At 40.4% G+C, this 12,897-nt stretch carries 12 protein-coding genes; 1 reads left to right on the top strand and 11 read right to left on the bottom strand.

Going from position 1 to position 12,897, the window contains the following annotated elements; translation table 11 throughout:
• Window positions 1-146: 146 nt before the first annotated feature.
• Window positions 147-2,813 carry a cation-translocating P-type ATPase gene (locus tag ACTCIM_RS06515; RefSeq protein ID WP_472314579.1) on the bottom strand — a complete coding sequence of 889 codons (2,667 nt, stop codon included), beginning with the start codon at window positions 2,811-2,813 and terminating at the stop codon, window positions 147-149.
• Window positions 2,814-2,908: 95 nt separating this feature from the next.
• Entirely contained in the window at window positions 2,909-3,424 is a 516-nt protein-coding gene (locus ACTCIM_RS06510; RefSeq protein ID WP_464279289.1) for a methylated-DNA--[protein]-cysteine S-methyltransferase, read from the bottom strand.
• Between the two features lie 112 nt (window positions 3,425-3,536).
• Here ACTCIM_RS06510 and ACTCIM_RS06505 point away from each other — a divergent pair, with 112 nt between their 5' ends.
• Window positions 3,537-4,016 carry a CBS domain-containing protein gene (locus ACTCIM_RS06505; RefSeq protein WP_472314576.1) on the top strand — a complete coding sequence of 160 codons (480 nt, stop codon included), beginning with the start codon at window positions 3,537-3,539 and terminating at the stop codon, window positions 4,014-4,016.
• 29 nt (window positions 4,017-4,045) lie between these two features.
• Here the strand turns inward: ACTCIM_RS06505 and lon are convergent, their stop codons facing one another.
• The 9 genes from lon to ribH form a co-directional block, all read right to left on the bottom strand.
• Window positions 4,046-6,466, bottom strand: a complete 2,421-nt coding sequence (lon, locus tag ACTCIM_RS06500) for an endopeptidase La (RefSeq protein ID WP_472314574.1) — start codon at window positions 6,464-6,466, stop codon at window positions 4,046-4,048.
• 20 nt (window positions 6,467-6,486) lie between these two features.
• On the bottom strand, window positions 6,487-6,762 hold the full coding sequence (locus tag ACTCIM_RS06495; RefSeq protein ID WP_029969206.1) for an acylphosphatase: 276 nt from the start codon (window positions 6,760-6,762) through the stop codon (window positions 6,487-6,489).
• A 15-nt stretch (window positions 6,763-6,777) separates the two neighbouring features.
• Window positions 6,778-7,461 (bottom strand): RadC family protein, encoded by a 684-nt coding sequence (gene radC, locus ACTCIM_RS06490; protein WP_029969208.1) that lies wholly within the window; start codon window positions 7,459-7,461, stop codon window positions 6,778-6,780.
• 79 nt (window positions 7,462-7,540) lie between these two features.
• Entirely contained in the window at window positions 7,541-8,491 is a 951-nt protein-coding gene (holA, locus tag ACTCIM_RS06485) for a DNA polymerase III subunit delta (protein WP_464279292.1), read from the bottom strand.
• Window positions 8,481-8,981, bottom strand: a complete 501-nt coding sequence (lptE, locus tag ACTCIM_RS06480; protein ID WP_472314571.1) for an LPS assembly lipoprotein LptE — start codon at window positions 8,979-8,981, stop codon at window positions 8,481-8,483. The genes holA and lptE overlap by 11 nt, the downstream gene beginning before the upstream one ends.
• Entirely contained in the window at window positions 8,981-11,476 is a 2,496-nt protein-coding gene (gene leuS / locus ACTCIM_RS06475; protein WP_472314568.1) for a leucine--tRNA ligase, read from the bottom strand. Before leuS ends, lptE begins: the two co-directional genes overlap by 1 nt.
• A 13-nt stretch (window positions 11,477-11,489) precedes the next feature.
• Window positions 11,490-11,972, bottom strand: coding sequence for a hypothetical protein (locus ACTCIM_RS06470; protein ID WP_464279294.1), 483 nt, complete (start codon window positions 11,970-11,972; stop codon window positions 11,490-11,492).
• On the bottom strand, window positions 11,947-12,405 hold the full coding sequence (nusB, locus tag ACTCIM_RS06465; RefSeq protein ID WP_472314565.1) for a transcription antitermination factor NusB: 459 nt from the start codon (window positions 12,403-12,405) through the stop codon (window positions 11,947-11,949). Before nusB ends, ACTCIM_RS06470 begins: the two co-directional genes overlap by 26 nt.
• 20 nt (window positions 12,406-12,425) lie before the next feature.
• Complete coding sequence (ribH, locus tag ACTCIM_RS06460) at window positions 12,426-12,896, bottom strand: 6,7-dimethyl-8-ribityllumazine synthase (RefSeq protein WP_472314562.1); 471 nt, start codon at window positions 12,894-12,896, stop codon at window positions 12,426-12,428.
• Window position 12,897 lies beyond the last annotated feature (1 nt).

Genomic DNA, 12,897 nt, shown 5'->3' with positions numbered 1-12,897 from the left:
ATTGAAATAAAAGAATTTCTTTCTGGGCCGGGTAATAATTTTATGCAAAAATGTAAAAAATATGTAGAAATTAGTAGGGTTTTTAGGTTTTAAAATAACAGAATTGTAAAATTAAAACCTGGAGAAAGGGTTAAGAGAAAATCAGGTTATTGTTTGGTTTTAAGTTTTGCGCGTATGAGTTTGTCCATTTCTACCACCAGAATTACGCTCAAAGAAGTGAGGAGGATAATAAGCCATTGGTTTGGACTAAGAGAGGTAGTCCTAAATATCTGTTTAAGAAAGGGAGTATAGAGTACTGCCAGTTGAGATAAAAAGGCTACAATTAAGCTGTAGAACAGAAAGGGGTTGTTAAAGGGGTTCAGTTTAAACAGGGAAAGAGTTTCTGACCTGGAATTTAGGGCTTGAAAAAATTGGAAAAATACCATTGTGGTCATGGCTACGCTTCTGGCTTCCTCCAGAGGATAACCTTGTTTTAAGGCTAAATAAAAATTAAAAATAACTCCTAAACCAATGGTTATAGCTACCAGGATGGTTCTTTGAAGGAGTAAAGAAGAGATAATTGGTTCTTTAGGTGGCCTGGGTGCACGGTATTGAATATTTTTCTCTCCAGGTTCAAAGGCCAAGGCTATGTCCTGTAAACCATTGGTGACCAGATTTATCCAGAGCAGCTGAACTGCCAGATAAGGAATGGGTAAATTTAAAAGTAAGCTTAACAGAATGGAAATAACAGCAGCTATGCCTGTAGGTAGGAGAAAAAATATGACTTTACGAATATTGTCAAATACAATGCGCCCTTCTTTCAGAGCATAGGCAATGCTAGCAAAATTGTCATCCAGGATGACCATGTCAGCAGCTTCTTTGGCCACATCAGTGCCTGATTTACCCATGGCAATTCCAATGTGAGCGCTTTTTAGGGCTGGAGCGTCGTTTACTCCATCGCCGGTAACCGCTACAATTTCTCCTTGTTCTTTGAGTAAATTGACAATCTGGAGTTTATGCTCTGGAGAAACTCTGGCAAAAATGGTGGTTTCTTTTAGTTTTTGTTTTAACTCTTCTGGAGATAAACTTTCCAATTCAATTCCTGTTAGGGTTGAAGTATTTTTTTCTGCCAGTTCAAGTTGCTCTCCGATACTTTTGGCTGTGAGGGCTTGATCTCCTGTGAGCATCAATATGCGCACTCCAGCCTTTTTCAATTCCTTAATGGCCTGTTTGGCTTCTTCTCGAGGGGGGTCTATGAGACCTTGTAAGCCAGCAAAGATTAGTCCACTTTCTAGGTCCTGGGTTCTGATTTTATGAACATCCCTGGGAAGTTCTTTGTAGGCAAAGGCTAAAACTCTAAGACCTTGGGAAGCAAAACTTTTTTCTGCTTCACTAAAAGCTTTTTGGGGAAAGGATTCTTCCAAGAGGCAATTGGTGCAAATTTTAAGAAGATGTTCCAATCCTCCCTTTAAGAGAAGGATATTTTTCTCTTCTCCCTGATGTAAAGTGGCCATGTATCCCCTTTCTGATTCAAAGGGCAATATGTCCAGAAGAGGATATTTTTTTTGTTCCTCTTCCAGCAAAAGACCCGCTTTTAAGGCTGCTATAAGCAAAGCCCCTTCAGTGGGGTCGCCTTGTACCTGGTAGCTATTATCCTGGAAAATTAGCCTGGATTCATTGCAGAGTAAGCCAATGCGCAAGATATTTTTTACCCTTGTTTCTTCTTCTGGCTTAAGGGGCATTTTTTCATGTAAAATTCTACCCTTTGGCTCATAACCAGACCCTTCTACCTCATAAGTATGTTGACCATCAAAGATAAGTTTGGTGGTCATTTGATTTTTGGTAAGAGTCCCTGTTTTGTCAGAACAAATAACCGTAGTGCTGCCTAAGGTTTCCACTGTGGGCAAGGTACGAATAATAGCATTTTGTCTAGCCATGCGGTTAACTCCTATGGCTAGAGCGATGGTTACCACAATAGGCAGTCCTTCAGGTATGGTGGCCACAGCAGCAGCTACAGCTGTAAGAAAAATTTCCGTTAGAGGAATTTCTTTTAGATGACCTGCAATGGTAATTAAAAGGGCAGAGCCCAAAACCAGTAGCCCTAGTCTATTACCTAAGGAATCTATTTTTTGTTGAATGGGAATTTTAGTAAGCTGGCTGGCTTTGGTCTTGGCTGCAATGTTTCCCAAAACAGTATTGGCCCCTGTTTCTACCACTACTCCCAGTCCGCGACCTTTGGTTATCCAGGTGCCCATAAAAAGCATATTTTTTTGTTCAGCAAGAGGTAGCCTGGAGTTGGCTGTAAATTCACTTTCTTTTAAACTGGGAAGAGATTCGCCAGTTAATATGGACTCGTCAGCATACAGACTTTTGCTCTCCAGCAATCTTATGTCTGCTGGCACCTTGTCGCCAGAACTTAGCACCACTATATCGCCTGGCACCAAGGCTTTGCTATCCAGGCTGATTTTTTGCCCTTCTCTAAGGACAGTACTTTCTACATTGACCAGCTTTTGGAGGTCTAAGACGCTTTTGGCTGCCTTATATTCCTGAATAAAACCTATTAGTCCATTTAGAATAATCGCTGAGAAAATAACAATGCCATCAATAAAATGGCCAAGTGAAAAGGTAACAATTCCAGCTACAATCAAGATATAAATGAGCGGGCTTTTAACTTGTTCTATAACCAGTTTAAATAGATTTATTGTTTCTGATTTTTCAATTTCATTGGGCCCAAAAACTTGCAGGCGCTTTTCTGCTTCCTGCAAGCTAAGGCCAGAAAGGGAAGTGTTTAACTGCTTTAGAACTTCTTTTTTTTCTTTTTTATACCAGGACATGGTAAAGCCTTGAGAGTAATTTAGTTAATAGTAGTAAGAATGGGGAAAATAATCAAGAAAGAGCAAAATAAATTGATTTAAATACTGCCAGATTATTATGTTTCAGGGTTTAAGAGGTAACTGTTTTTTTCTTTTAGGATAAGTTTTCTTTTTAGTTCACTTCCCCATTTATACCCACTTATCTTCCCGTTTTTTCTTATAATTCTATGGCAGGGGATAAGGATGGCTATTTTATTTTGGGAACAGGCCCTGGCTACAGCGCGTATGGCCCTGGGATTGCCCACTTGCTGGGCTAGCCAGGAATAGGTCCTGGTTTGTCCTGGTGGTATGGTAAGCAGAATGGACCAGACCTTTTGTTGAAAGGCAGTACCTTGCATATCCAACTGCCAGCTAAGTTGTTTTTGAGGATTTTCTATTTGGTAGGTTAGTTTCTCCAGAAAAGCAGGGTCTAACTGCTCTAAATTAGCTTGAGGAAAAAAGTGTTTGATTTCTTTTTCTAAGACTTCTCTTTCTCCCAAGCCTAAAAAACAAATCCCCTTTTGGCTTTTGGCTATGGCTACCAGGCCTAAACTGGTGGGAATAAAGGTATAACGAATCTTTTCTTTTTGCATGGAGGAGAAGGTTAATTTACTTTTAAAAAAAAGAAAAGGTCTAAAGCTCTTTCTTGAGAGAGATATTTTTTTGTGTTAATCAAAGGTCAGGAAAAAAGAAGGAGGAGTATTTATGTTACTTAGAAAAAGGGTGTGGGATATTATGCGGGATGATTTTCCTTTTGTAGAGGAAGATGCCAGCTTAACTCAGGTAATTAAAACGCTTAAAGAATATAATGAGAAATATCCAGAGCTAAACTGTGTCTTGGTGTTTTCCAAGGAAAAAAAATTTTTAGGTGTTATTTCCATGTGGAATATTTTGCAGGCCTTGGGTCCTTGTTTATTACAGGAAAGCAGTTTGTGGGATGAAGATGTAAACTGGGATAAAGCCTTTACCAGGGCTTGTCGGATTTGTTCGCAAGTGGGAATTAAAGATATTATTCAACAGGATGTGCCAAGATTAAAGCCCAAAGACCCCTTGGCCAAGGTAATGGAAACTTTTGTGGATTATAGACGGGGAAGGGCAGTAGTAGAAGAAGGAGACAAAGTTATAGGTTTTGTCCTTTTATCAGACTTATACAAGGAAATAGCTAGAGATGTAGAAAATTGGTAAGAAAAAGCCCCCTTTAAAGGGGGCTTTTTTTATTTTAAGCCTAGAAGTGTCCAGAGTTCATCTACATGCTCTACGCTTTTTATTTTAATCTTTTTCCTTAGTTCTTTGGGGATTTCTTCCAGGTCCTTTAGGTTTTTCTTGGGAATAATCACTTGTTTTAAACCATAGGTCACAGCAGCCAGGATTTTTTCCTTGATGCCACCCACAGGCAGGACTCTACCTCGTAAGGTAATTTCTCCTGTCATGGCTGTATCTCCAGGAAGGCTTTTGCCACTTAAGCTGGAAACCAGGGCCGCACAGATGGTAATGCCTGCTGAGGGTCCATCCTTGGGTGTGGCTCCTGCTGGGACGTGGATGTGTAAGTCATTTTTTTCTATAAAATCAGGTTCCAGGCCAAATTCCTTGGCTCTGGACCTGGCATAGCTTAGGGCAGCCTGGGCACTTTCCTTCATTACCTCACCCAACTGACCTGTTAGTAGTAATTTTCCTTTACCAGGCAAAACACTTACTTCAATGTTTAGCACTTCTCCACCAAAGGGAGTCCAGGCCAGGCCCAGGGCAATACCTGGAGGTAAGTTGCTTTCCTTTTCTTCACTTAAGTATTTGGGAGCGCCCAGGTATTTATGGAGATTTTGACTAGTTATCCTAAAGGGACCCTTTTGGCCTTCAGCTATTTTACGCGCAACTTTGCGGCAAATAGTTCCCAATTCTCTTTCCAGGTTTCTTAAGCCAGCTTCTCTGGTGTACTCTCGAATTACTTTCAGCAAGGTGGAAGCCCTAATTTGAATCTGTTCGGGTTTTAAACCGTTTTCGTTAATTTGCCTGGGCAAAAGGTATTGTTGGGCTATTTTGACCTTTTCCTGTTCAGTATAGCCCGGGATTCTAATTACTTCCATTCTGTCCAGCAGAGCTGGCGGAATAGTGTCCAGCATATTGGCTGTACAGATAAACATGACCTTGGAGAGGTCAAAGGGCACATTTAAGTAGTGGTCAGTAAAGGAGTTGTTTTGTTCTGGGTCCAGTACTTCCAGAAGAGCAGAAGAAGGGTCTCCTCTAAAGTCAGTGCCCACTTTATCGATTTCGTCCAGCATAAATACAGGGTTTTTGGTCCCGGCTTCTTTTATGCCTTGAATAATTCTACCTGGCATGGAACCAATATAAGTCCTTCTATGCCCGCGAATTTCTGCTTCGTCTTTCATGCCACCTAAAGACATGCGCACAAATTTGCGGTTTAAGGCCCTGGCAATGGACCTGCCCAAAGAGGTTTTTCCCACGCCAGGAGGACCTACAAAACAGAGAATAGGCCCTTTCATTTGAGGGTTTAATTTGCGTACACTTAAATATTCCAGAATTCTTTCTTTTACTTTTTCCAGGTCGTAGTGATCTTCATTTAAAATCTTTTCTGCTTCTTTTATATCTAAACGGTCTTTACTGACCTTTTTCCAGGGCAGTTCAGCTAGCCAGTCCAAGTAGGTGCGAATAACTGTTGCTTCTGAAGAATCTGGGTGCATACTTTCTAAGCGACGGAGTTGTTTTTCAGCCTCTTTCATTATTTTAGTAGGAAGTCCTGCTTTTTTTAAGGCCTTTCTAAGTTCTTCCAGTTCTTCTTGTTCATCTGCTCCTTCACCCAGTTCTCTTTTGATGGCTTTTAATTGTTCACGCAAAAAGAACTCACGCTGGGCCTTGTCCATTCCTTCTCTGGCCATGTTTTGAATTTTGGCCTGCATGGTGGCTACTTCCACTTCTTTGGCCAGCTTTTCATTGACCAGTTTTAATCTTTCCACAGGGTCTTCACATTCCAGGATTTTTTGAGCTTCTTCTGGCTTCATGCGCAGGTTGGAAGCAATTAGGTCCGCCAGTCTTCCTGGCTCATCCACGCTGTTTAAAACAGCCATGATTTCAGCAGCATCTATTCCCTTTAAGCTGAGAATCTTTTCGCTTTGTTCCCTGGCTGCCCGAACCAGAGCTTCCACTTCTGGTCCGTATTCAGTGATGTCTTTTTCTTCTATAAGATCTACTTTTACTTCATAAAAGGGATCTTCTCGCACTACTTCCTTTATCCTGGCTCGTTGAATCCCCTGGATAAGTACTTTGAGGCGGCCATCTGGCATTTTAAGCATACGCATAATCATGGCCACTGTGCCTGTATGGTAAATATCGTCTATGGTAGGCTCATCTACTTTTTCATCTTTTTGGGCACAAATCAAAATATAACGATCTTTATTTAGAGCTGCATCCACAGCTTGAACACTTTTTTCCCTACCCACAAAAAGGGGTAAAATCATGTAGTTGAAAATGGTAATGTCCCTTACTGGCAGCAAGGGAAGGGTGTCTGGTATATCTAAACTTCCCTCCTGGAAGAGAGAAGAACCTTTGGCAGTTTCTTTAGTATCCTGGCTTTCTTCTGTTTTTTGTTCTTCTTGCTCAGTATGAATCTTTTCATCACTCATAGGCTAAAATATCCTCCTTTTTATCCTCTTATTTCAAATTTGTCATAAGTTTTATCGTAATCTTCTAAATACTTACACTCCACATGCTCCACTCTACTTAAAGGTGAACCAACCAGGAGTCTTTTTTTTAGTTCTTCTAAATCCTTTTCCTCGCCCTGGGCTAAAACTTCTACTTTGCCGTCAGCTAGATTCCTTACCCATCCCTTTATATTTAGGCTTGTGGCTTGATCATGAGTCCAAGCCCTGAACCATACGCCCTGAACCTTTCCACTTACTAAACATTGCATGGTCTTCATTTTTCCCTCCTTGGGTTAAAAGCCTTGTTCCTTTAGACTCTGATATCCCTGTTTACTTATGATTAGGTGGTCTAAAAAAGACACCTCTAAATTTTTACAAGCTTCCTCAATTTTTCTAGTGATTTCCAGGTCAGCTAGAGAAGGAGTAGGCTCTCCACTGGGATGATTGTGTGCCAGGATAAAGGCCTTGGCTTGATTTAAGAGCACCTGTTCTAATATTTCCCGCACATAAATGGGCGAAGAATCCAGAGTGCCCTGGCTCAGGCGGGACATTTTTATTAACTGATGCTTGTTATCCAGCATAACCAGCCACACCTCTTCTTTGCTTAAGGGAATTAGTTTGGGAGCCAGTAAGTTATAAACATCTTGAGGTGAGGTTATCTTTTGTTTTGTCTTTTGAAACTCTTGCACACTGGCTCTGCTCAAAAACTCCCTTAAAGCTAGCCAAAAAGTTGAAATTCCTGGCCCCACTCCCTCTATATTTTCCAACTCCTTTTCTTTGGCAAAGAGCAGTTGTTTAAAATTTTTAAACTTGGCTAATAAAGTTTTAGCCAAGGGCTTGGTATCCTTGCGCGGCAGGGCATAACCTAACAGGAGTTCAAGCACCTCGTAGTCAGCCAAAGCTTCAGGGTTTTCGCGGAGTTTCTTTTTTAATCTTTGCCTATGGCCAAGATAATGAGGTTTATTTTTATTAGGCATTAAATCCCCCCTGGGCAAGAGGTTTGGAAAAAATTTATTTATTTTTGCTTGTCTTTAAAGAGAAATCAAGGCCAGGCACTTAGAAGAGTCTGGATAAAGAGAGTAGTAAGTAGTCAAAGGTTTCTTCTGGAGAACTTTCTCCACTTTTTATTTTAAATTCGCAAATAAGAACTAGGTCTAAGAGGGCAGCTATTCTGGATACACCTAATTTTTGGGCCAGAAATTTTTTCTTTTGCTTGATAAAAACTGGCATATTTACTTCATTATCTTGATTGTAATAAAGTAACCACAGGACTTTGGCTTCCCTTCTTAAAAGGCCAAGCAAGGGAAAAATTAGTTCTTTGGCCTTTGTTTGTTCTTGTAAATTTCTCCACAGGTTGGGGTAGTCTTTATTTAAAAGGGAGTTAAAGAGTTGATAGACATCTTCTTCTGAAAAGGTATTTAATAAACTAAAATCTTTTTCCTGGATTTTTTGCTCACTGATTAGGATAATTTTTTCCAGTTCTTGCATTAGAGCCTTTGTATCATCTGGAAGCAGGGGCAGGAGCTGGTTGAGCAGAGGAGGAGAAATTTCCTTTTGAGCAGCCTTTATTTTTTCCAGAATAAAAGCCCTTTTTTGGTTCTCTTTTAGTTCAGGAGCAGCAAAAATCCATTTTTGTTTTTTGGCCAGTTGATAGACAGGATGTTTATTAAACCAGCTGGGGATAGGAGGAAGCTTTTTTTTATTCCAGCTAGCTTCAAAGCAAAAAATAGAAAAGGTAGAACTGCGTTTACTTAAAAGATATTTCTTAGCTTCTTGCCAGAAAGAAACTTCCAGGTTTTCCGCTTTTCTGACCCAAATGATTTGACCCGGACCAAATAAGGAAGAAGAGGTAAAGGTACTCCAAAAGTTTTCCTCTAACTCTTCTGCCCAGAAGACTTTTTTCTTCCAATTAGTTAGGTTAAAAGTTTCTAAAATTTTTTGGACTTCTTCTTGAATTAGACCTATGTCTGGAGAAAAGCAGAGATAAAAATTGGGTCTAGAAGTCATTATTTCCCAGTTGATTTAAGCTTAAGCGCAGAGCTTCCTCTAGAGCCTTTTCTATGGCTTCTTTTTTTTCTCCTTCAGAAGTATAACTTTGCGCATAACTAACTGGCCTGGTTTCTAAAATTTTTTCTCCTTGGGCATTGTTAAAAACCATTCTTAAACTAAGGTCAGCAGAGTATTTTAGAGTAGTATCATTTTCACCTTTGGTTTTTTCAGAGGTGGACAATCTGTCCAGGTAAATGGTTAAGAAAAGTTCTGCTTGGCTGGAATTGGTAAGAGTGGCAGAGCTTCTTTTACTTATTTCTTCAGCTAAAAAATTGCGCACATATCCTTCTATCCAGGTTTCCTGGGTAGGATTAACAACTTTTTTTAGGTTTAGCTTGCTTGCCTGGTTGGGAAAGGAAAGGGGTTGGCTATCAATAAAGTGATAGCCACACCCTCCCATTAAAAACAAGATGCTTAATAATAGTAGATTGCCTGCTTTTCTTAACATTACTTAACCACTATGTTGACCAGTTTTTTGGGCACTACAATGGTCTTAACCACTGTTTTTCCTGCAATGTGTCTTTGCACATTTTCTTCTTGTAAAGCCAGGGTTTTAATTTCTTCTTCCGGGGTGTTAGCAGGTATTTCCAGTTTGCCCCTTAGCTTTCCATTTACCTGAACCACTATAACCAGATTGTCTTGAACCAGAGCTTCTTTTAGGGGCTCAGGCCACCTGGATTCAGCCAGGGTGGTGGTATAGCCTATTTCCTGCCATAATTCCTCACAGAGGTGAGGCACAATGGGATAAAGCAGGGTAAGTACAGTGCTAATACTGGAAGAGAGTAAAAGCTTACCTTGTTCTGAATCCTTTAACTTATCCTTGCTTAAATACAAAAGGTTTACCAGTTCCATAATGGCAGCAATGGCTGTATTGAATTGGAACTTGTTTTCCAGATCTTTGGTTACCTTTTCTATGGTGTAGTGTTCTTTGTACAAGAGTTCTTTGGCTTCAGAAGACAAACTTTCCCTATCCAGTTTATAGGCAGGACCCACAGGTTTAAGCACGGGTTTTAACTCTTGGACCAGGCGCCAGAGACGGTTTAAAAATCTAAAAGAGCCTTCAATACCCTGGTCACTCCATTCCATATCCTTTTCTGGTGGAGCAGCAAAGAGACAAAAGAGTCTAACTGTGTCTGCACCGTATTTTTGAATCATTTCATCCGGGTCCACTACATTGCCCTTGGATTTGGACATTTTGGCCCCATCTTTTAAGACCATTCCCTGGGTAAGGAGGTTGCTAAAGGGTTCGTCCAATTCCATAAAACCTAAATCCCTTAAAACCTTCACAAAAAAGCGGGAATAGAGCAGATGTAAAATGGCGTGTTCTACTCCACCAATGTACTGATCTACAGGGAGCCAGTATTTTAGGGCCCTGGGGTCAAAGGGTTTATCCTCTAATCTGGGCGCAGTATAGCGGGCAAAATACCAGGAAGACTCTACAAAGGTATCCATGGTATCTGTTTCTCTTCTGGCCTTTTGGCCACACCTGGGACAGGTGGTTTCCAGGAATTCCTTGCACTCAGGCAAAGGAGACTTGCCATCAGGCTTTGTCTTTACTTCCAGCGGCAGTACTACTGGAAGGTCTTCTTCTTTTACTGGCACAATTCCACAACTATCACAGTAAACTACAGGAATGGGAGCCCCCCAGTAGCGTTGTCTGGAGATGTTCCAGTCTCTTAAACGATAGTTTACAGTCTTTTGGCCCAAACCTTTTTGAGCCAGGTATTCTGTGATTTTGACTTTGGCTTCTTCATTAAAAAGCCCATCAAATTGACCTGAGTTTACCAGGTATCCAGGGCCTGTATAGGCTTCTTTTAAAGTTTCTTCCTGGAGTTTCTCTCCTTCAGGCTGAATGACAATTTTTAGAGGTAAAGAGTACTTTTGGGCAAATTCAAAATCTCTCTGGTCATGCGCAGGTACAGCCATAACTGCACCTGTTCCATATTCTACCAAAACAAAATTAGCCACATATATGGGCATTTTCTGGCCAGTTACAGGATTTAAGCAATAACGACCAGTAAATACGCCTTCTTTTTCCAGGTCTTCAGAAGTTCTTTTTATTTTATCCAGCGCCTTGGTTTTCTGGATAAATTCTTCTACTGCCTGCTTGTTTGGGCTGTTGGCAATCAATTCTTCTACCAGGGGATGTTCTGGAGCAAGGCTCATAAAAGTAGCTCCAAAGAGGGTATCTGGCCTGGTGGTAAAAACTTTTATTTTTTTCTCTGAACCTTCAAGGGCAAATTCTATTTCTGCACCTTCACTCTTTCCAATCCAGTTTCTTTGCATAATGAGAACCTTTTCTGGCCAACCACCCTGCAACTTTTCCAGGTCCTTTAAAAGTTCTTCAGCATAGTCTGTAATACGCAGGAACCATTGCTCCAATTCCTTTTGTTCTACCACTGAGCTACAGCGCCAGCAAAGTCCCTCTTCTACCTGTTCGTTGGCCAGGACTGTATTACACTTTGGGCACCAATTTACAGGGGATTTTTTGCGATAGGCCAACCCCTTTTCCAATAACTTTAAAAAGAAGAGTTGTTCCCAGCGATAGTATTTGGGATGACAGGTAGCTATTTCCCTGTCCCAATCATAGGAATAACCTAGTCTTTTAAGTTCTTTTTTCATGTAAGCTATATTTTCATAGGTCCATTTGGCTGGATGAGTATTGTGCTTGATAGCGGCATTTTCAGCAGGTAGTCCAAAGGCATCCCAGCCCATAGGATGAAGGACATTAAACCCTTGCATTTTCTTGACTCTGGCTACCACATCACCAATGGAATAGTTTCGTACATGTCCCATATGAATGCGGCCAGAAGGATAGGGAAACATTTCCAGCACATAATACTTGGGCTTAGAATTATCTTCTTGAGTTTTAAATAGTTTTTTCTCTTCCCAAATCTTTTGCCACTTGAGCTCTATTTCTTGAGGATTGTACTCTTTTTTCATGTTTCTCTCCTCTCTAACTGTTTTGCACCTTTAACTTCCAAAGGGGATAAATACTTCTTTTCTTTGTCTGTTTATTTTCCTGGGATTGGACAAGATTGTACTTGTTTTTGAAGCAGACATGGGTAAATTTTTTAGACCACTTTTTAAAGATATTTTGCAGGCAAAAATTTTTTACTTCAAAGTACAGGGTACCGTCCCAATTTTTAAAAAAAGGAAAAATAGTTTCTCCCCACTTTAAAAGAGAGTCTTCCAGCGATAAATTATATATGGGAACTAGGTAAGTTGGATTTAAGGCAATCTGGTTTGCCTTTAACCCTTTTAAAAGGGAATAAAAACTTTCACCAAAGTTATTTTCAGGGTTAAAGAAAAAATTTAGAGTTGTTAAGTTTTTATTTATTTCTAAAATACTTTCTACTTGAGTATGTTTTTTAAAATTAACCCACAGAGTGTTTGGAGGTAGTAAATTTAAATTATTTACTATTCCCAAGTTGACCATTGGTTATATCCTTAGCAAGGGCATCCAGAATGCCGTTGACAAAGGTTTTGGAATTTATATCGCCATAGCCTTTGGCCAGTTCTATGGCCTCATTGATACTTACCTTAGGAGGAATATCAGGGCGAAAAATAAGTTCAAAGGTAGCCAGGCGCAAGATAGTAAGTTCTATTTTGGCAATTCTATTTATTTTCCAGTTGCGGGAATATTTTTCAATATAACTGTCAAGTTCGCTTTTTTTTTCTTCTACTCCCTCAATGAGTTCCCAGGCAAAAGGAGCTTGTTCTGGCGAGAAGTTTTCTTTTTTAGGGTCTGGAAAACAGGCAGCATTTTCCTTGAGCAAGTTGAGTTCTGTTTCTGAATTAAAGTTCAGGCTATAAAGCACTTGAAAGGCAAATTCCCGTTGCTTGCGGCGAGAGAGCTTCTGAATTTTCATAGATGTAGATTCCCTTTGACCTAGATTTGTTCCAGCACTCTGATGGTTTCCAGGAGGGCTTGGGCAGCTTCAGCTCCTTGATTTCCTGCTTTACTTCCTGCTCGCTCTATGGCTTGTTCCAGAGTATCAGTGGTGAGTACGCCAAATCCTACGGGAACTTCTGTCTCCAGGCTGACCAGGGCAATACCTTTGCTGGCTTCAGCAGCCACATAATCAAAATGGGGGGTAGCTCCTCTAATAATGGCTCCCAGGCAGATGATACCTGCATATTTCTGGCTTTTGGCCAGTTTTTTGGCCACTAGAGGAAGTTCAAAGGCACCTGGCACTCGAACTAGAGTGATATTGTCCTTGTTTAAACCATGTCGTACCAGATAGTCCACAGCACCAGCAATGAGTTTGTCCACAATAAAATCATTAAATCTGCTGGCTACAATGGCAATGGAAAGGTCCTGGGCATTTAGTTGCCCTTCAATGGTTTTTAGGTGTAACATT

The sequence above is a fragment of the Desulfonauticus sp. genome, assembly GCF_055126295.1.
Note: the sequence above shows the minus strand (reverse complement) of the source record. Positions and strands in the feature narration are given on the sequence as shown.

What these genes read in the sequence shown, in the direction of transcription:
- ACTCIM_RS06515 (WP_472314579.1), bottom strand. Translation starts at nt 2,813, where the DNA reads ATGTCCTGGTATAAAAAAGAAAAAAAAGAAGTTCTAAAGCAGTTAAAC.
- ACTCIM_RS06510 (WP_464279289.1), bottom strand. Translation starts at nt 3,424, where the DNA reads ATGCAAAAAGAAAAGATTCGTTATACCTTTATTCCCACCAGTTTAGGC.
- ACTCIM_RS06505 (WP_472314576.1), top strand. Translation starts at nt 3,537, where the DNA reads ATGTTACTTAGAAAAAGGGTGTGGGATATTATGCGGGATGATTTTCCT.
- lon (WP_472314574.1), bottom strand. Translation starts at nt 6,466, where the DNA reads ATGAGTGATGAAAAGATTCATACTGAGCAAGAAGAACAAAAAACAGAA.
- ACTCIM_RS06495 (WP_029969206.1), bottom strand. Translation starts at nt 6,762, where the DNA reads ATGAAGACCATGCAATGTTTAGTAAGTGGAAAGGTTCAGGGCGTATGG.
- radC (WP_029969208.1), bottom strand. Translation starts at nt 7,461, where the DNA reads ATGCCTAATAAAAATAAACCTCATTATCTTGGCCATAGGCAAAGATTA.
- holA (WP_464279292.1), bottom strand. Translation starts at nt 8,491, where the DNA reads ATGACTTCTAGACCCAATTTTTATCTCTGCTTTTCTCCAGACATAGGT.
- lptE (WP_472314571.1), bottom strand. Translation starts at nt 8,981, where the DNA reads ATGTTAAGAAAAGCAGGCAATCTACTATTATTAAGCATCTTGTTTTTA.
- leuS (WP_472314568.1), bottom strand. Translation starts at nt 11,476, where the DNA reads ATGAAAAAAGAGTACAATCCTCAAGAAATAGAGCTCAAGTGGCAAAAG.
- ACTCIM_RS06470 (WP_464279294.1), bottom strand. Translation starts at nt 11,972, where the DNA reads ATGGTCAACTTGGGAATAGTAAATAATTTAAATTTACTACCTCCAAAC.
- nusB (WP_472314565.1), bottom strand. Translation starts at nt 12,405, where the DNA reads ATGAAAATTCAGAAGCTCTCTCGCCGCAAGCAACGGGAATTTGCCTTT.
- ribH (WP_472314562.1), bottom strand. Translation starts at nt 12,896, where the DNA reads ATGTTACACCTAAAAACCATTGAAGGGCAACTAAATGCCCAGGACCTT.